This window comes from Sinomonas notoginsengisoli (assembly GCF_021554725.1).
In the GTDB taxonomy this organism is placed as follows: Bacteria; Actinomycetota; Actinomycetes; order Actinomycetales; family Micrococcaceae; genus Sinomonas; species Sinomonas notoginsengisoli.
The window spans coordinates 186,074-203,240 of sequence record NZ_JAIZDP010000003.1; the positions used below are offsets into that span (position 1 = coordinate 186,074).

The following is a 17,167-nucleotide window of genomic DNA, read 5'->3' on the forward strand; positions in this document are numbered from 1 at the left end:
ACGGCGGGTGGGCACCCGCCGTCGTGCGCTCCTCTGGCGCTCAGTCAGCCGGCCGGTGGTCTAGCGAAGACCAGGAGAGTTGATCTCCTGGGCGTCGATGTACATCTGGATGCGGATGTTCTTGGCCTCGTCCATGTGCGCGCTCGCGATCTTGCCCGCCGCCTCGGCATCGCGCTCACGAATCGCCGCGACGAGTTCCTCGTGTTCCTTCAGCACCTGGTTCCACCGGTCTCGGGTCGAGAGCGTGGTGCCGGGATAGCGGATGAAGTGGACCAGGATGCGATCCAGGAGGTCAAGGAGCGCCGCGCTGTGGCTGGCCGTCCAGACCCGCTCGTGGAAGGTGCGGTTGGCTGCCGCCAGCTCGGCCGGTGTCGCGGCGTCGAAATCAAGGTCGCGCATTGCCTGGTGCGCACGCTCGATGAGCATCATGTCCATGTCCGTGTGCCTCAGGGCCGCAGTCTTGGCAGCAGCTTCCTCGAGGAACGTCCGCACTTCGTAGAGGTCGAGCATCTCTTCCGGCCTGTACTCGCGGACCTGCATGCGCGAGCCATAGCGCTCAACGAGGCCCTCGGTCTCCAGACGCCTGAGGGCTTCCCTGATGGGGGTCCGGGACACGTTGTACTTCTTGGCCAAGGCGCTCTCCACGAGCTGAGCGCGCGGAGGGAACTCCTGCGAGATGATCGCGTTCCGGATCATCAGGTACGGACTCATCACTGGTTGTGACGCCACGGATTTCCTCCGGTCTCATGTAAGTGGAGGGGATGGCTGGCGCTAGGCCCTCCTCACCCGATTCTAGCCGAGTGCATACCGTTCGCCCCTAAGTGGACACAGCGTATACGCCGCCTAATCAGATCGCTCGATCGCCGGGCGCCTTCGCCTGTCGAGCGGATCGCGGCGGCACCCCCGCAATCCGCTCTGTATTCCAAAATCTCAATCTGTTGCACCGTTCTTTCAAACAGTATACTGTCTGTGATCGGCGACATACGGGAACCGTTTTTTGGTACTCGGTGCCTCGCAGATCGGCTTACTTGACCGCTGACGGCATCCCTGCCTCGGCCGACCAGGAGAAACAATGGCGCTTCTATCCCCAGCAGAGACCCAGGTCGGGCCTTCGGCCGTCCTGTCCGTTCCTGCGACCCTTGTGCGCGGCGGCACGAGCAAATGCTGGATCTTCCGGGCCGAGGACCTTCCCGCAGACGCCGGCGAGGCAGAACGACTGCTGATCCGGACGTTCGGTTCACCGGACCTGCGCCAGATCGACGGAGTGGGGGGAGCCTCGTCCACCACGAGCAAGGCAATCGTGGTCGACGGGACCGACGCGAGCGGAACGGTCCACTACAGGTTCGCGCAGATAGGCATCGAGGAGGCTGCGGTTGAGTGGGCCAGCAACTGCGGCAACTGCGCCACCGCCCTCGGTCTCTATGCCATCCACAGCGGCCTCGTCCAGGCGTCCGCCGAGGTCACCCGGGTTCCGATCCTCAACACGGTGACAGGACTGCGGCTGGTCTGCGAGATCCCGACGCCGGATGCCCGGGTTCCGCTGTACGGCGGGCGCCGGCTGGACGGACAGCACTACCCCGGCGTCCCCGTGGACGTCATCTTCCAGAAGGGCTCCTGGTCCAGCTACGGCCAGGAATATCCGACGGGCAGTGCCATCGACGAGATCGAGCTCGACGGGCATCGGTACCCGGCAACCCTGATCGATGCCGGAGCTCCGGCCGCGCTCTTCGACGCCCGCAGCCTGGGCCTGACCGCGAACGAGGACGCCGCGGAGCTGGGGTCGCTGGTCCAGCTAGCACCCAGGCTGCGGGCAGCCGCCGCGCGCAAGATGAACCTTCCGGCCGGCCTCAGCTCTGTCCCCAAGGTCGGCATCGTCGGCGCACCTCCCCACGGGTCGACCGGCGTTGCTGCCCGGATGATCTCCATGAGTGCCCTGCATCCGGCCATCGGACTCACCAGCGCCGTGGCCATCGCCGCGGCCTCCGGCGCGGCGGGAAGCGTGGTGAGCCAGCGCGCCATCGGCAACGGAGGTGACCCCAGCCTCATGATCCACCTGCTCAAAGGCACCGCCGCAGTTGCCCTCGATGCCCTGGCGCCGAGCGAAGTCTCCTTCAAACGCTCTGCGCGCGTGATCAGCGAGGGCACCATCCTCGTGCCGCGCGACTGAACCCGAACCTGCAAACCACCCTCTGAGGACCAGCCATGAAAATCAGCATCCAGAATCTGCAGCTGAAGTACGGGAGCTTCACTGCCATCGACAACCTCAACCTCGACATCGAAGACGGTGAATCCCTGGTCCTGCTGGGCCAGTCGGGCTGCGGCAAGACCAGCACCATGCGCTGCATTGCCGGGCTGGAGGAACCGACCTCGGGTCGGATCATCATCGACGACGTCGTGGTCTTCGATTCAGAGCGGGGAATCAACCTTCCTCCAAACAAGCGCAACGTCGGGATGGTCTTCCAGTCCTACGCCGTCTGGCCCCACATGACGGTGGCCCAGAACGTCGCCTATTCGCTCAAGCGCAAGCGGCTCAGCAAGGCCGAGATCGACGAGCGCGTCATCGAAGCCCTCACGCTCGTCGGCCTGGAGCAGTTCGCCGACCGGGGTGCGAGCCTTCTCAGCGGCGGACAGATGCAGCGCGTGGCGCTCGCGCGGAGCCTTGTGATGCGCCCCAGCGTGCTGATGCTCGACGAGCCGCTCTCCAACCTCGACGCCAGGCTGCGGGACAGACTCCGGGTCGAGCTCCGCGAGATCCAGCTGAAGCTCGGGCTCACTACTGTGTACGTGACCCACGACCAGCACGAGGCCTTCGCACTGGCCGACCGGATCGCCCTTCTCCAGGGCGGCCGGATCGTGCAGCTGGGGGAACCGAGGGACATGTACGAGGCCCCCGCCAGCGCCTCGATCGCCCACTTCCTCGGCGTCTCGAACATCATGGAATGCGCCGGCATCACGACGGCGGACGGGAGCACCACAGCGCGCGTCGCGGACGGCGATCTCCTCATCGAGGCCTCGCACGGCGAGACCGTCGCGGCTCACTCCCCCAAGGTGTGCATCCGCGCAGAACACCTGCAGGTCACCTCGGCCCCCACCGATAACCCGAACTCATGGCCCGGGACGGTCCGGGTGGCCGGCTTCCAGGGCAACGACGTCCGGTACGCGATCGAGCTCGAAGCCGGCCCTGAACTGGACGCCCTGGGGACCCTCAGGCGCGGAGAGCAGCACAACGTCGGCGACCGCGTCTGGGTCGCCGTCGACGCCCGTGAAGTCCAGATCCTGCCGGCGGAGGTCTTCGCATGAGCCTCCGGACAGCTGAGCGGACCAGCCAAGCGAGCCCCCGCACCGCGCCGCGTCCCTCGGGCCAGGGGCACCGCTCCGCCCGCGGCCTCGCGGCCCTGAGGAAGAACACGACCGGTCTCGTCGTCCTGGCCATCCTGGCTGTCCTCGTCGTCTTCCCCCTCGGCCTCGTCCTCTTGGCCGCCTTCTCCGACAGCGTCCCCCGCCCGGGCAACATCTCCCTGGGCGGCCTCACCTTCTCCAACATGGCCCTCCTGGCCACGCCCGAAGCCCTCGGCGCCCTCGTCAACTCCCTCATGGTCGGGGCCGGGTCCGCCCTCATTGCGCTCGTGATCGGCGCGTTCCTCGCCTTCGTCTGCGCCCGCTCCGATGCACCCTGGCGGCGGTTCATCTTCTTCATCGGGATGGCCCCCATGTTCATCCCCGCTCTCGTGGGAGCGCTCGCCTGGTCGCTGCTCTCCTCGCCCAGCGCCGGCTACATCAATATCCTGCTGCGGGATCTCGGGATCGACGCCGTCCTGAACATCTACAGCCTGCCGGGCCTGGTCTTCGTCCTCGGCATCTTCTATGCGCCCTACGCATTCCTGCTGCTGCACAGCTCGCTGTCGATGATGAATGCCGACCTCGAAGAGGCGGCGACCGTGCACGGCGCACCGCTGAGCACCATGCTCCGTACCGTCACCCTGCCGCTGGCCCTCCCGGCCCTCCTGGGATCCGCTGTGCTCGTGTTCGCCCTGACCATGGAGAACTTCCCCGTGGCGCAGGTCATCGGAAATCCAGCCGGGGTGGACACGCTCCCCACGTACATCTACCGCCTGATGAGCGCCACGCCGGCCAAGAGCAACCAGGCGGCCAGTGTCGCCGTCATCCTGACGCTCGCGCTCATGGCGGTGACGGTCATCCAGCAGCGCATCCTCAACAAGCGCAAGTTCACGACCATGACGGGCAAGGGCAACCGCCCCCGTCGGGTGCCGCTGCACAAGCTGCGCTGGCCCTTCACCGTCCTCGCGCTCGCCTACTTCGCAGTGTCCGTGGTGCTGCCCATGCTGGCATTGCTCACCGCTTCCATGCAGGCAACCCCCTTTGTCTCCTCCACCGCCCAGCTGCTGGAGGCGAACTCGCTCAGCTTCGCAAAGCTGCTCGAGGTCCTCTCGTCCAACGACTTCCAGCTGGCACTGAAGAACAGCATCCTGGTCGCCCTGATCGCAGCGTTCTCCGGCACGGCCCTGAGCTTCATCGCCTCCTACGTCCGGTACCGCACCAAGTCCCGCACAGGACGCCTGATCGAGCTGGTCGCCATGACTCCGCTCGCGGTTCCCGCCATCGTGATGGGCATCGGCCTGCTGTGGACCTGGCTGCTGCTGCCGATTCCGATCTACGGGACGCTGGCCATCCTCGCCGTCGCCTGCGTGGCCGTCTTCCTGCCCCAGGGCTACCGTGGCGTCTCCGCCTCCATGCTTCAGATGGACCAGGACCTCGAGGACAGCGCCGTCATGCTGGGCGCGGGCCGCACCCGTTCGGTCCTGGACGTCACGCTGCCGCTCATGCGCGTGGGCATCATGTCTTCCTTCCTCCTCTTCCTCATGCTCTCCATGCGGGAGCTGAGCGCCTCGATCTTCCTGTTCACCTCCAACACCCGCATTCTGTCCATCCTCGTCTTCGACAACTTCGACAACGGGCAGAGCCAAGCCGCCGCAGCAGTCAGTGTCCTCTACTGCCTGGTGATCGGAATCCTCGCTGTCATCGCCCAGAAGGTCGGCGGGGAACGCAAGACCAGAAGCTGAGCTTCTCCATCGTCACAAACGTCCGAAAGGGACCCCACCATGAAGTTAGCGTCCAAGCTCCCGGCACTGACTGCGGCCGGCCTCCTCGTCGCCGCAGTGCTCAGCGGCTGCGGGAGCGCAACCCAGAGCAGCAGCGTTGTCACCGCCACCCCGACCATCAAGACGGATGAGGGGCTCGTGATCAACGGCGAGGTCATCGCGGACAAGGCCACCTACGACAAGGCCAAGACGCAGACCCTCTCCCTGTACTCCGGGTACACCGAATCTTCGGAGACCGCCCTCGTGAACGCCTTCACCAAGGACACGGGGATCAAGGTGAACGTGGTCCGCCTGACGCCGAACAAGCTCTCGGAGCGTGTGCTCTCCGAGCAGGGGGCAGGCAAGCTGGACGCCGACGTGATCCGCACCTCCGACTACCGCATCGCCAAGTCCATCGAGGACGCCGGCGTGTGGCAGGCCTACGACGTCCCCGGAGCGTCCCAGTTCAAGGACGTCTCGATGGACGGCGGGAAGTTCACCCGCATGTTCAACTCCGTCTACACCCTCGGCTACAACACCCAGCTGGTGAAGGACGCCGATGCGCCCAAGTCCTGGGCCGATGCGGTCAGCGGCAAGTGGCAGGGCAAGATCGGCATTGTCCAGGGCGGCTCCGGCGGGAGCACCGCCGCGCTGAACAGGTTCATGGAAACGAAGATGGGCCCGGACTACTTCGCCAAGTACGCCGCCCAGAAGCCGAAGATCTACGACTCCCTCGGCGCCGAGGCAACCGCGCTGGCGCGCGGCGAGGTCGCCGTCGGCACCGTGACCATCAGCGGCACCAACATCTCCGCGGTGCAGGACAAGGCACCCGTGAAGTTCGTGGTCCCGGAAGAGGGCGTTGTCTCCTACGACTACTACCTCGGGATCACCGCCTCGGCCAAGAACGCCGAGGCCGCGAAGGTCTTCATGGACTACAACCTCTCGAAGCCGGGCCAGCAGGTCTTCGCCCAGATCGGCGAGTACCCGGCGCGCACCGACGTTGCACCGCCGACCATCATGGGCGTCCAGCTGCCGCCCGTGGACTCCGGCAAGGTCTACCGCATGCAGAACGCTGACGCCATCGCGTTCGGCAAGGATGACCTCGCCAAGTGGAACAAGGTCTTCGGCTACACGAAGTAGCCGGAGGTCCTGTGCCGGTGTCCCTCATGCGAGGGGCACCGGCATGGAGAACACCACCTCGGCGAGCGGACCCTACAGCCCTTGGGAGATCGTTTCGCGGATGAGTTCCAGCCGGATGCGGCGTGCTTCCTCCAGGTGGGCGCGGGCGAGCGCCCGGGCGCCGGCCTCGTCCCGGGCGGCAATGGCTGCGATCAGCCGGCCGTGCTCCTCGAGGGACTGCTGCCACCGGGAACCGACGGAGAGCGTGGATCGCGGGGCCCGGATCAGGTGCAGCGAGAGCTGTTCCAGCAGATCGACCAGGATGCGGTTGTGCGCCGCGGCCCAGACAGCCTCGTGGAACTCCATGTTGGCAGTGGCGAGGGCCAGATCGCCGTGGTCCTCCATGGCCCTGTCGCGGCCAAGGAGCCCTTCAAGCCTCGCAATGTCTGCCATGACATGGAAGCGGGCGGCCTGGCCGGCGGCCTCCTCCTCGAGCATGATGCGCAGGTCGTAGACCTGGATCACCTCCTGCGGATCGGGCTGGTGCACCACGAGTCCACGCGTACCACGCTCGAGGAGCCGCTCATGCTGCAGACGGCCCAGCGCTTCGCGCACGGGCGTCCGGGAGACCCCGAAGCGCTCGGCGACCTCGACCTCACGCACAGGTGCCGCAGCCGGGAGCACGCCGTTGAGGATCTCTGCGCGCAAGGCTGCGTAGATGGACCGGCCGTCGTGCTTGGTCGCCTTGGTCGGCACTGCGCCCTCCTCCACTTCCCTCGAATCTTAACGCATCGATCAGATCCCATCGGACCTCATTCGAGTTGTGTACATTTATGGATATTTATGTATACACTCGTGCACATAGTCCCCTCCCATGGAAGGAAACCCCATGAGCACAGCCCCTGAACCCGCCCCGGAGCAGAACGCGGCGGACGTGATCGTGGTCGGCGGCGGCAATGCCGCCTTCTCCGCCGCGCATGCAGCGGCGGAGCGCGGCAGGCGCGTCCTCCTGCTCGAGAAGGCTCCCCGGGAGCAGTTCGGAGGCAACAGCTTCTACACCGCTGGCGCCACCCGGATCGCCCACGGAGGCCTGGACGACCTCCGCGACGTCATCGAGTTCGACGAGCGCCACGCGGTGACCGAAGTCCCGGCCTACTCGCCCCAGGAGTACGCGGCGGACCTGGCGAAGGTCACCGGCGGCCGGAACGACCCGGCCCTGACCGAGGTACTCGTCCACGAGGCCGGCCCCGGCGTGCGGTGGCTGAACTCGCTGGGCCTGAAGTACCGGCTCATGTACGAGCGGCAGGCGTACGCCCGCGAGGACGGCACCTTCCTGTTCTGGGGCGGCCTGCATGTGGGGAACGTCGGCGGCGGCGAGGGGCTGATGCTGGACCACCTCGAGATCGCACAGAAGCTCCACACCGGGGTCCGGTTCGGCCAGGACGTGTTCGCGCTGCTCGTCGAGGATGGCAAGGTGCGCGGGGTCAAGGTCCGTTCGAGCGACGGCACGGTGCAGGAGCTGAGGGCCGAGTCGGTGGTCCTCGGTGCTGGGGGCTTCGAGGCGAACCCGCAGTGGCGCCGGGAGCACCTCGGCGAGGGGTGGGAGCACGCCAAGGTTCGCGGCACGCCGTTCAACCGGGGCGAGATGCTCGCGGCGGCCCTCGAGGCCGGTGCCGCCAAGGGCGGGGACTGGGCAAGCTGCCACTCGGTGCAGTGGGACGCCTTCACCCCGCAGAACGAGTCGAACCGGGAACTGACCAACCGACTGACACGCGGCGGCTACCCGCTCGGCGTCATCATCAACAGCAACGGCGAGCGATTCCTGGACGAGGGCGAGGACTACCGCAACTACACGTACGCCAAGTACGGCAAGGTCATCCTGCAGCAGCCCGGTTCCGTCGCATGGCAGATCTTCGATGCGGGCCAGCGCCCCATGCTGCGCGCGGAGGAATACGATATGCCGGGCGTCTCCGTCGAGACCGCCGCTAGCGTCGACGACCTCGCGGCGAAGATCGGGGTGGACCCGGAGCGCCTGGCGAAGACGATCAACGAGTACAACACCTCAATCGACACGGCCGTTCCGTTCGACCCGAATGTCAAGGACGGCCGCCGGTCCGCCATGGTTCCGCCCAAGAGCAACTGGGCCAATCCGATCGCCACCGCGCCGTACTACGCCTTCGCGGTGACCTGCGGCATCACCTTCACCTTCGGCGGCCTCAAGGCGGATACCCACGGGCGAGTTCTGGATAAGCAAGGGGACCACATCGAGGGCCTGTATGTTTGCGGCGAGATGCTCGGGGGCCTGTTCTCGGACAACTACCCCGGCGGTGCAGGGCTGGCGGCCGGCATCGTCTTCGGCCGCCGCGCCGGCGCCCTGGCCTGACGCCGCCCCCTTCCGCGGCTGGCCCACCCGTGCGAGTGGCGCCATGACGGCCGACGCCGGGGAACCACTGTGGCTCCCCCACAGACCGCGGACGACGGCGCCCGGCGCCCCGCCGCCGTCGTCCGCGGCATGTGTTCAGGGCTGCCGAACCCCTCACGGCCGGTGTGACGCGGCGCAGAGTGGGAAATATCCGAGTCATGGACACCAAGAAAACCAGGGACCGCCAGGACTTCTTCACCCGGTTCGCGACCAGGACGTCGAAGGTCCTCGGGCACCCATGGGTCTTCTCCGCGGCGGTGGCCGTCCTCATCGTGTGGGCGGCCACGGGGCCGCTTCTGGGTTTCTCCGACACGTGGCAGCTGGTGATCAACACCGGCACGACGATCGTGACGTTCCTGATGGTGTTCATCATCCAGAACACCCAGAATCGGGACTCCGCGGCCCTGCACCTCAAGCTCGACGCGGTGATGCGCGAGCTGCGGATCACCAACTCGAAGCTCTATGAGGCCGAGGAGGAGGGCGAAAAGGAGCTCGAGCGGCAACGCAACGAGCTCGAGGAGGATGCCACCAACAGCGCGGGGTCGCGGTAGGGAGCGCGCGACGCTAGGAAGTCATTCCTCCTCGTGCTCGGTAAGGATCTGGGACAGGGTCTCGAGGTCGGCGCGGATCTGACGCGTGTAGGCCTTGTTGACGAGCGGGTCCGCGAGGCGGCCGAAGACCCCGCCCAGGCCCGAATCGGCATCGAGGTGGAAGTTCAGGCGGGTGCCGTCGCCTTCGGGCGCGAGGGTCCAGGCCGAGCTAAAGCTGATCTTTCCCTCGACCGACTTCAGGGCGGACCTCGTGGGACGCTCGTACTCGGTGATCTCGGTCGTCCAGTCGAACGTCCGGCCGAGGATCTTGCTTGCACCCTTGATCCGGGAGCCGACCCCGAGGGGCCCGTCTCCCTCTAGTTCGGCGCGGACGATGCTGCCTTGGTATTCGGGGATGTTCGCAGGGTCATTGATGTAGTCGAAGACCTTCTCGGGGGGCAGGGGGATGACGATGCTCTCGTCGGTGGTGGGCATGGGACGCTCAATTCTTCCGGCTGGCGTGGTGGGATGATGCGGGGTTCCCCAGCCGTTCCGCTCCGGTGCTTTGCAGAGGTCTGCAGAACCATCGTCCGCCATGGGGCGCGGAGCGGCAAGGTGCTCCGCATCAGGTCGTCCCCTCGGGCATTGAAGACCTCGGCGGCCGTTCCTACAATGAAATTGGTCTCACGAAAGCAGGAGGTCAATTGCCATGTCTGTCATCGTCACGGTCAAGGTTCCCGGCGACACCGACGTCTTCACGAAGTCGCTGAAAGAACGGGCCGATGACTACCGCATGATCGCCGACCGGGCCAAGAAGCACGGTGCCCTGCACCATCGGTTCGGCGTCGGGGACGGCTTCGTGCTCATCGACGACGAATGGGAATCCGCGGACGATTTCCAGAGCTTCTTCAGCGATCCCGAGCTGATGACGTTCATGGGCGCCGTCGGTGCCAATACCAACGCGCGTCCGGAGATCACTGTCGGGCAGTCGGTTGATTCGCCCGACAAGTTCTGACCGCAGCCGCTGCTGCCGGCCGGACATCCGCTGAGCCGCCGAGTCCCGAGAGACCCGGCGGCTCTCCTTGCGTCTGGGGCCCGAAACACTAGGAGCAGCGCTACGGCGCGAGCTCCTCGAGGACCCGACCCTTCGTCTCGATGGCGAAGAAGATCGTGACGAGGCCGCCGAGCAGGGCAATCCCGGCGAAGGCGATGAACACCCACGAGATCCCGAACCCGTCCATGATCCACGCGACCAGCAGGGGCCCCAGGCTCGAGCCGGCCCGGAGCCACGCGCTGCCGAAGCCCGTGCCGATGGCCCGCAGGCGCGTCGGGTACAGCTCGGCGGAGTAGAGGTAGAGGGAGAACGAGATAGTCTGCAGGACCGCGTACGCGACGCTCGCGAAGAGGACCACCTGCACGGCAGACACTGCGCCCAGCGCGCCGAGCACCACGAGCGGGACCGTCGAGGCGAGGAACGCCACCGAGTACCAGCGCTTGCGCCCCACCCGGTCAATCAGGAACGCGCACAGCACGGACGCCACCACGCCGACCCCGGAGGTCACCCACCCGTAGGCGAGGCTGGTCTGCAGCGGGACATGGAAGACCTCCTTGTAGAGGGTGGGCAGCCAGGTGATCAGGCCGTTGTTGACCACATAGACGCTGATCCAGAGGCCCCAGATCATGAGGGTGCGCTTGCGGTAGATGCCGCGGAACAGCTCGCGCCAGTCGGACTTGGCCTCCACCGCGGGGAGCGGCCGCTCCACGGGGTCGGCGAGGGTGTGCCCTGCCTTGACGGCCTCGCGTTCGAGCATCGCCACGACCGCCTCGGCCTTCTGCCCCCGGCCCACGGAGGCGAGCCAACGTGGCGATTCGGGCATAAGCCGCCGCAGCGGGATGGTGAGGATCGCCGGGACGAGCCCGACGATGAACATCGCCTTCCAGCCGAACGCTGGGACGAGGAAGAACCCGGCGAGGCCGGCGAACATGAGGCCCACGGGGAAGATGACCTCGTAGAGGAGGAAGAAGCGGCCGCGGCGCCGCGCGCCAACGAACTCGTTGATGTAGGCGCTCGCCACGGGCACCTCTCCCCCGGTACCGATGCCCTGGAGGAAGCGGAACATGATCATCGACCAGGCGCCCCACGCGAAGAGGCATGCGAGGTCCATGCTGACGAACAGGATGATCGTGATGAGCAGGGTGGGCATGCGGCCGATCCTCTCGGCGAGGGCGCCGAAGAAGAGGGAGCCGAAGAGCTGCCCGAGGTAGCCGGCGGAGAGGATCATGCCGATCTCGCCGGCCGTGAGGTGCCATTCGGTGACGAGTTGGGGCATCGCGAACGCGATCGCCAGCACCGTATAGGCGTCGAAGAAGGTGGCGGAGCCGATCACGACGCGGATCATCGTGAGGCGCCGGGTGATCGGCAGCCTCTCGAGCCGCGCGACGATCTCGGTCTGCGTCGCGGAGGTCTGTCCGCTGGCCATAGCAGTCATTGTGGTGGGATTCCTCCCCTCCGCGCACGGGCGGAGCTATCGGGACGTCATTGTCGCCGCGGCGGCGCACGACGGCGGGCGGGCACCCGCCGTCGTGCGCTCTACCGGGATGGGGCTCGGCTCAGGCGCGGGCCGGGACGGTGGCGAGGCCGAGGTTCGCCGAGGCGAGGGCCAGGGCGATCTCCTCGTGGGCGCCTGGGGCGAGCGGCAGCAGCGGGGTGCGGACGGTGGCGTGCTCGAGGATGCCGCGGGCCACGAGGCCCTCCTTGAGCGCAACCGTCCCCTCCATGTGCGAGCCGCGGTGGTAGACGTTCTTGGTCACGGGCAGGAGGCGGTCGTGGACCTCGCGGGCCTTGGCGTAGTCCTTGGCCTTGCCGGCGGCGATGAGCTCCACGAGCGGCTCGGGGGCGAGGCCGCCGTAGCCGACGAGGGCGCCGTCCACGTCGAACATGGTGTGCAGCAGGTACTCATCGTGGCACGTGAGGATCTGCAGTTCGGGGAAGGCCGCGCGGAGCACGGGGATCTCCGTGTCCCAGCGGCGCATGTTGCGCACGCCGTTCTTGGTGGCGAACACGCCGTCCTGGCCGGCGATCTCGAGCTGGGTGTCGAGGTTGTAGGTGGCCTTGGTGGCGTCCGGGTACTGGAAGAGGATGAGCGGCAGGCCGCTCGTCTCGTAGATCTCCTTGTAGCGGCTCTGGGGCGCGCCCTCCTGGTAGCCGAACCGCAGCCAGCCGTGGGACGGGTAGACCAGGCCGGCGGAAGCACCGGCGTCGACGGCGCGCTGGGCCTCCTCGGCGGCGACCTTGTTGCCCTCGGCCGTGATGCCGGCGATGATCGGCAGCCGGCCGTCCACGGCGTCGCGGAACGAGGAGATGACGAGGGCCTGCTCGGCCTGGGTCAGGAACGTGCCCTCGCCGGCGTGGCCGAGGACCACGAGGCCCTTGACGCCCTCGACGCTGCCGAGCCAGCCGCCGAGGCGGTGGATCGCGTCGACGTCCACGTCGCCGTCGCGGGTGAAGGGGGTGACCGGTGCGGGGACGAGGCCGCGGAGGTCGATGCTGCTCATGGGTTCTCCTCTTCGAGTTTTGTTCATGCCGTCCGGAAGGTTTCCTTCGGCTGAGGGAATCGATTCCGTTATCGATTGCTTCAACGGTAAGCTGGGTCACAGGAGCACGTCAAGGGTCGAGTTCTGAGGAGGCATCGATGGGGGGCAAGGACGCCGCGGCTGGGTCGCGGCCCACCATTGCCGACGTCGCTGAAGCAGCGGGGGTCGCGAGGTCCACCGTGTCCCGGGCCATGAACCGCGAGCACACCTTCTACCGCAGCGACTCCGCGGCGCGGATCCGTGCGGTGGCCGAGTCGCTGGGGTACGAGCCGAACCCGTCCGCGGCGAACCTGCGGCGCCGGCAGACCAACACAATCGGCGTCCTGGTCTCGCGCCTCACCGACACGGTGATGGCCACGCTGTACGAGGAGATCGCCGCGGCCTGCGCGGCGCGCGGGTACCACGCCCTCGTCGCGACGACGTACGGCGACGCGGGGCTTGAGCGCGAGAACGGCCACGCGATGCTCGCCTCACGCGTGGACGGGCTCATCCTCACGACGGCGACGACGGAGGGTGGGCTGTGCGCCGAGCTCCTGGATCGGGGCATCGCGCATGTGCTCGCCCTGCGCGCGTACGGCGCCAGCCCCAGCGTGACGGGCGACGACGCGTTGGGCGGCTACCTCGCGACGCGTCACCTCATTGATCTGGGGCACCGGGAGATCGGGATCGTGGCCGGGCCGGACGAGGCGCCGACGGCGTTGGCGCGCCGCGAGGGGTACCGCCGGGCACTGGCCGAGGCGGGGCTTCAGGAGCGGGCCGAGTTCGCCTATGCCTCGACGTTCTCCATGGAGAGCGGGGAGGCCGCCGCCGAGGCATTCTTGGCGGGCCAGCGGCGGCCGACTGCCGTGTTCGCTGTCAACGACAACACGGCCATCGGCTTCACCTCGGTGATCCAGCGCGCGGGGCTGCGCATCCCGCAGGACCTCTCAGTGGTCGGCTACAACGACATCCCCCTCGTCGCGCGCCTCGCGGTCCCCCTGACGAGTGTGCGCGTCCCCTTCCGGGAAATCGCATCGGCCGCTGTGGACGAACTTCTGACCTCGATCAACGGCCAGCCCGCCTCCCCGCACCGGCAACGGGTCCTGGCGCCCACGCTCATCCCCCGCGCCTCTACCGGACGGCCGCCGGGCGAGGCCAGCGGCGCCGTCGCCGAAGCGGCCCCGGCGCGCTCTCGCTCGGCAGTGGACTGAGCGGCACAATGGCTCTGGATGACGAAGCACCAACTGCGGTAGGGCGTCGTCGCCACAATGCTTCGTCACTCTGCCACTGCCAAGGAGCCGCACATGGCCGTTCGCGCCGACCTGAACATCTCCCTCGACGGCTACGCCTCGACCACGGACCAGACGCCGGAGAACCCGATGGGCGAGGACTGGCAGCGTCTCGTCGCGGCCTACACGGGCACCAGGACGTTCCGCGAGAGGGTGCTCGGCGACCGCTCCGGTGAGGGGACCACCGGGGTCGACGACCGCTACGGGGCGGCCTACTTCGAGGGCATCGGCGCGGAGATCATGGGCGCGGGCATGTTCGGCCTGCACACCTTCCCCGACGATCCGGACTGGCGCGGGTGGTGGGGCGACGAGCCGCCGTTCCACGCGCCGGTCTTCGTCCTCACCCATGGTGCCGACCGTGCGCCGATCGAGTTCGACAACGGCACGGTGTTCCACTTCCTCTCGGCCACCCCCGAGGAGGCGCTCGCCAAGGCGACCGAGGCCGCCGGCGAGGCCGACGTGCGGATCGGCGGCGGCGTGGACACTGTGCGCGCGTTCCTGCAGGCCGGACTCGTCGACCGGCTGCACGTGGCGATCTCGCCCATCCTGCTCGGCCGCGGGCAGAGCCTGTGGCAAGACCTGCGCGGGCTCGAGGCCGACTACACGGTCAGCAGCGAGGTCGCCGAGAGCGGCGTCGTGCACATGACGTTCGCACGCAACTGACACCGCGCCGGGGCACCGGCGCCCGAGGGTGCCCGTCCAGGAAGTCAGGCGTGCTGCTGGACCGCCTCGGTGTATCGGTGGGCTGCCAGCCCGCCGTCCACCCGGATGTCGCTGCCGTTGACCCAGCGTGCCGCCGGGGAGGCGAGGAAGACGACGACGTCGGCAATCGCCTCGGGGGAGGCGGCACCGCCGGTCAGGCTGATGGCGCCCTCGACCTTGGCCGTGCCGTGGTCCCGCTTGAAGTCGTCGAGGATGGGGGTGCTCACGGGGCCCGGGCTCACCGAGTTCACCCGCACCCGCCCGAGGGTGCCGGCCGCCTGCGCCAGGGTGAGCGCGCGCACGCACTCCTTGGAGAACCGGTACGAGTTGCCGGTGATCTCGGCGTCGTCCTCGACGGAAGTGAGGGCGTCGGCATCGTCCGCCCGGCCGAGGAAGGCGTGGATCTGCGTCTCGCGGGCAGCCCAGCCGTCGGCAACGTTGGAGGCGAGATTGACCACCCAACCGCCTTCGGAGATGGACGGCAGCAGGGCTTCGGTGAACGCGCGCAGGCCCAGCACATTCACGCCCAGGACCGTCCTCCAGGGTGCCGTGCCCGGCACGCCGGCGATGTTGGCGATCCCGTCCACCGTTGGCGCCAAGGCCCGCACCTCCTCGGCTGCCGCCGCTGCGCCCTCAGCCGTCGAGAGGTCCGCGCGGACAAAGTCGCTGGAACCATCGGGCACGTTGCGGTCGACGCCGATCACCCGGGCTCCGAGCCGGGTGAAGGCTGCTGCGGTCGCTGCCCCGATGCCCGAGGCGGCACCGGTCACGATGATGGTTCGTCCGGTGAGGTTGGGCTCCATGGGTCCTCCTGCTGGTACGTCGGCTGATGCGTCTCCATCCACTCTTGGCCTCCGGGGTGTGACGGGCAACGCAGCTTTTCCACTGGATGGAGAGCGCGCATTGTCGCGCCCCGGCGTCCCGGGCGACGCTGGGACCCAGAACCGAGACCCGGCGCTCCCGCAGCAGCCTGCCGAAAGGGACTTCGCATGACAACGACCTACGAGGTGTTCGACCCCGCCACCCTTGAGCCGGTGGGCCTCGCCCCCCTGCACGCCGAGGCGGACGTCGACCGCGCCGTCCAGCGCGCGGTGGCAGCCGGACGCGGCTGGGCCGCCGACCGAAGTGCCCGCCGCGCGGCCCTGAGCGGTGCGGCGGCGTCGCTGCGGGTGAAGGCACCCGAGATCGGCCGCCTGCTCTCGCTCGAGCAGGGCAAGGTGCTCCGGGAGGCGGTCGGCGAGGTCCTCGTCACCGCGGACGTGTTCGACTACTACGCGGGCCTGGAATGGGACGAACAGGAGGCCCTGCCCGAACGCGGTGGACGCAGGCTCACCGTCCAGCGGCGGCCGGTCGGCGTCGTCGCCGCCATCACCCCGTGGAACTTCCCGATCTCCCTGCTCAGCGTCAAACTCGCTCCCGCCCTCGCGGCCGGCTGCACCGTCATCGCCAAGCCGTCACCCACGACTCCGCTGTCCACCATCGCTCTCGTCGACGCCGTCGCGGAGTTCGTCCCGGACGGGGTGGTCCAGTGGCTCACGGGCCGCCGTGCCGTGAACCGGGCGCTCAGCGAGCATCCCAAGGTCCGCAAGATCTCCTTCACCGGGTCCACGGAGGTCGGCGCGGCGATCGCCGCGCAGGCCGCGCCCACGGTCAAGCGTGTCACGCTCGAGCTGGGCGGGAACGATCCGGCGATCATCCTCCCCGATGCCGACGCGGCGTTCACTGCGGCCGGAATCGTCGGCTCCGCCTTCCGCAACGCCGGCCAGGTCTGCATGGCCGTCAAGCGTGTGTTCGTTCCGGCGGAGCGTGAGGCCGAGTTCGTCGAGGCGATCGCCGCCGAGGCGGCCAAGCTCGTCGTCGGGCATGGCGTCGCGGAGGGGACGACGATGGGCCCGATGCACAACATGTCCCAGCTCGAGCTCGTCCAGGCGCTGGTCCGGGATGCGCTCGACGGCGGGGCGACGCTCGCCTCGGGCGGCGGCCGCGGCACCCCCTTGCCGGGGTACTTCCTTGAGCCGACCGTCGTAGCCGGTGCCTCGTTCGGCCAGTCGTTGGTGGCGACGGAGCAATTCGGCGCGGCCCTGCCCGTCGTCGCGTACACAGACCTCGACGGTCTCCTCGACGGCCTCAACGGACAGGAGTTCGGCCTCGGCGCCTCGGTGTGGACCCCTGATCTGGACCGCGCCGACGAGCTAGCCTCCCGGATCGAGGCCGGCACGGTGTGGATCAACCAGCACACGCAGGTGGAGCTGGATGCCCCGTTCGGCGGCTGGAAGGCCTCGGGCGTGGGCCGCGAGCGGGGGACCCACGGGCTCGAACACTACCTCGAGCTCCGTACTGTCAATGCCCGCGCCCATGTCCCCTCCCCCGCCTCTGCACGCGGGACCAGCCCTGCCCGCGCCGCCAGCACGGCCCGATGACCGAAGGACCCAG

16 protein-coding genes are annotated in these 17,167 nt (G+C 68.1%); 10 read left to right on the forward strand and 6 right to left on the reverse strand.

What is annotated here, in order from left to right; translation table 11 throughout:
• Positions 1–60: 60 nt before the first annotated feature.
• A complete protein-coding gene (locus LF262_RS08415; protein ID WP_235779852.1) occupies positions 61–729 on the reverse strand; it encodes a GntR family transcriptional regulator in 669 nt (222 codons plus the stop codon).
• 343 nt (positions 730–1,072) lie between these two features.
• Between LF262_RS08415 and LF262_RS08420 the strand changes: the two genes are divergently transcribed.
• From LF262_RS08420 to LF262_RS08435, 4 genes are read left to right on the forward strand one after another with little or no spacing between them, the layout of a single operon-like run.
• Positions 1,073–2,167 (forward strand): PrpF domain-containing protein, encoded by a 1,095-nt coding sequence (locus tag LF262_RS08420; RefSeq protein ID WP_235779853.1) that lies wholly within the window; start codon positions 1,073–1,075, stop codon positions 2,165–2,167.
• Between the two features lie 35 nt (positions 2,168–2,202).
• A complete protein-coding gene (locus LF262_RS08425) occupies positions 2,203–3,300 on the forward strand; it encodes an ABC transporter ATP-binding protein (RefSeq protein ID WP_235779854.1) in 1,098 nt (365 codons plus the stop codon).
• The gene (locus LF262_RS08430) at positions 3,297–5,081 is read left to right on the forward strand and encodes an ABC transporter permease (protein ID WP_235779855.1); all 1,785 of its coding nucleotides are present in this window, start codon (positions 3,297–3,299) and stop codon (positions 5,079–5,081) included. The genes LF262_RS08425 and LF262_RS08430 overlap by 4 nt, the downstream gene beginning before the upstream one ends.
• A gap of 39 nt (positions 5,082–5,120) precedes the next feature.
• Entirely contained in the window at positions 5,121–6,239 is a 1,119-nt protein-coding gene (locus LF262_RS08435) for an ABC transporter substrate-binding protein (RefSeq protein WP_235779856.1), read from the forward strand.
• Positions 6,240–6,311: 72 nt separating this feature from the next.
• On the opposite strand, the gene LF262_RS08440 is transcribed toward LF262_RS08435, so the two are convergent.
• The gene (locus LF262_RS08440) at positions 6,312–6,974 is read right to left on the reverse strand and encodes a GntR family transcriptional regulator (protein WP_235779857.1); all 663 of its coding nucleotides are present in this window, start codon (positions 6,972–6,974) and stop codon (positions 6,312–6,314) included.
• A gap of 133 nt (positions 6,975–7,107) precedes the next feature.
• On the opposite strand from LF262_RS08440, the gene tcuA reads away from it, so the two are divergent.
• Entirely contained in the window at positions 7,108–8,601 is a 1,494-nt protein-coding gene (gene tcuA, locus LF262_RS08445) for an FAD-dependent tricarballylate dehydrogenase TcuA (RefSeq protein ID WP_235779858.1), read from the forward strand.
• Positions 8,602–8,798: 197 nt separating this feature from the next.
• Entirely contained in the window at positions 8,799–9,191 is a 393-nt protein-coding gene (locus tag LF262_RS08450) for a low affinity iron permease family protein (protein WP_235779859.1), read from the forward strand.
• Between the two features lie 21 nt (positions 9,192–9,212).
• On the opposite strand, the gene LF262_RS08455 is transcribed toward LF262_RS08450, so the two are convergent.
• Positions 9,213–9,665 (reverse strand): SRPBCC family protein, encoded by a 453-nt coding sequence (locus LF262_RS08455; protein ID WP_235779860.1) that lies wholly within the window; start codon positions 9,663–9,665, stop codon positions 9,213–9,215.
• 214 nt (positions 9,666–9,879) lie between these two features.
• Between LF262_RS08455 and LF262_RS08460 the strand changes: the two genes are divergently transcribed.
• On the forward strand, positions 9,880–10,185 hold the full coding sequence (locus LF262_RS08460; RefSeq protein WP_235779861.1) for a hypothetical protein: 306 nt from the start codon (positions 9,880–9,882) through the stop codon (positions 10,183–10,185).
• Positions 10,186–10,285: 100 nt separating this feature from the next.
• Here LF262_RS08460 and LF262_RS08465 read toward each other — a convergent pair whose 3' ends face one another.
• Together LF262_RS08465 and LF262_RS08470 are read right to left on the reverse strand one after the other, a co-directional pair.
• Positions 10,286–11,650, reverse strand: a complete 1,365-nt coding sequence (locus LF262_RS08465; protein WP_235779862.1) for an MFS transporter — start codon at positions 11,648–11,650, stop codon at positions 10,286–10,288.
• Between the two features lie 130 nt (positions 11,651–11,780).
• Complete coding sequence (locus LF262_RS08470; protein WP_235779863.1) at positions 11,781–12,725, reverse strand: dihydrodipicolinate synthase family protein; 945 nt, start codon at positions 12,723–12,725, stop codon at positions 11,781–11,783.
• A 137-nt stretch (positions 12,726–12,862) separates the two neighbouring features.
• Between LF262_RS08470 and LF262_RS08475 the strand changes: the two genes are divergently transcribed.
• Together LF262_RS08475 and LF262_RS08480 are read left to right on the forward strand one after the other, a co-directional pair.
• Positions 12,863–13,954 (forward strand): LacI family DNA-binding transcriptional regulator, encoded by a 1,092-nt coding sequence (locus LF262_RS08475; protein ID WP_235779864.1) that lies wholly within the window; start codon positions 12,863–12,865, stop codon positions 13,952–13,954.
• Between the two features lie 93 nt (positions 13,955–14,047).
• Positions 14,048–14,695: a dihydrofolate reductase family protein gene (locus LF262_RS08480; RefSeq protein WP_235779865.1), complete on the forward strand. Its 648-nt coding sequence runs from the start codon at positions 14,048–14,050 to the stop codon at positions 14,693–14,695.
• A gap of 44 nt (positions 14,696–14,739) precedes the next feature.
• Here LF262_RS08480 and LF262_RS08485 read toward each other — a convergent pair whose 3' ends face one another.
• Complete coding sequence (locus tag LF262_RS08485; protein WP_235779866.1) at positions 14,740–15,537, reverse strand: coniferyl-alcohol dehydrogenase; 798 nt, start codon at positions 15,535–15,537, stop codon at positions 14,740–14,742.
• Between the two features lie 186 nt (positions 15,538–15,723).
• Between LF262_RS08485 and LF262_RS08490 the strand changes: the two genes are divergently transcribed.
• Complete coding sequence (locus LF262_RS08490; RefSeq protein ID WP_235779867.1) at positions 15,724–17,154, forward strand: aldehyde dehydrogenase family protein; 1,431 nt, start codon at positions 15,724–15,726, stop codon at positions 17,152–17,154.
• Positions 17,155–17,167: the final 13 nt, after the last annotated feature.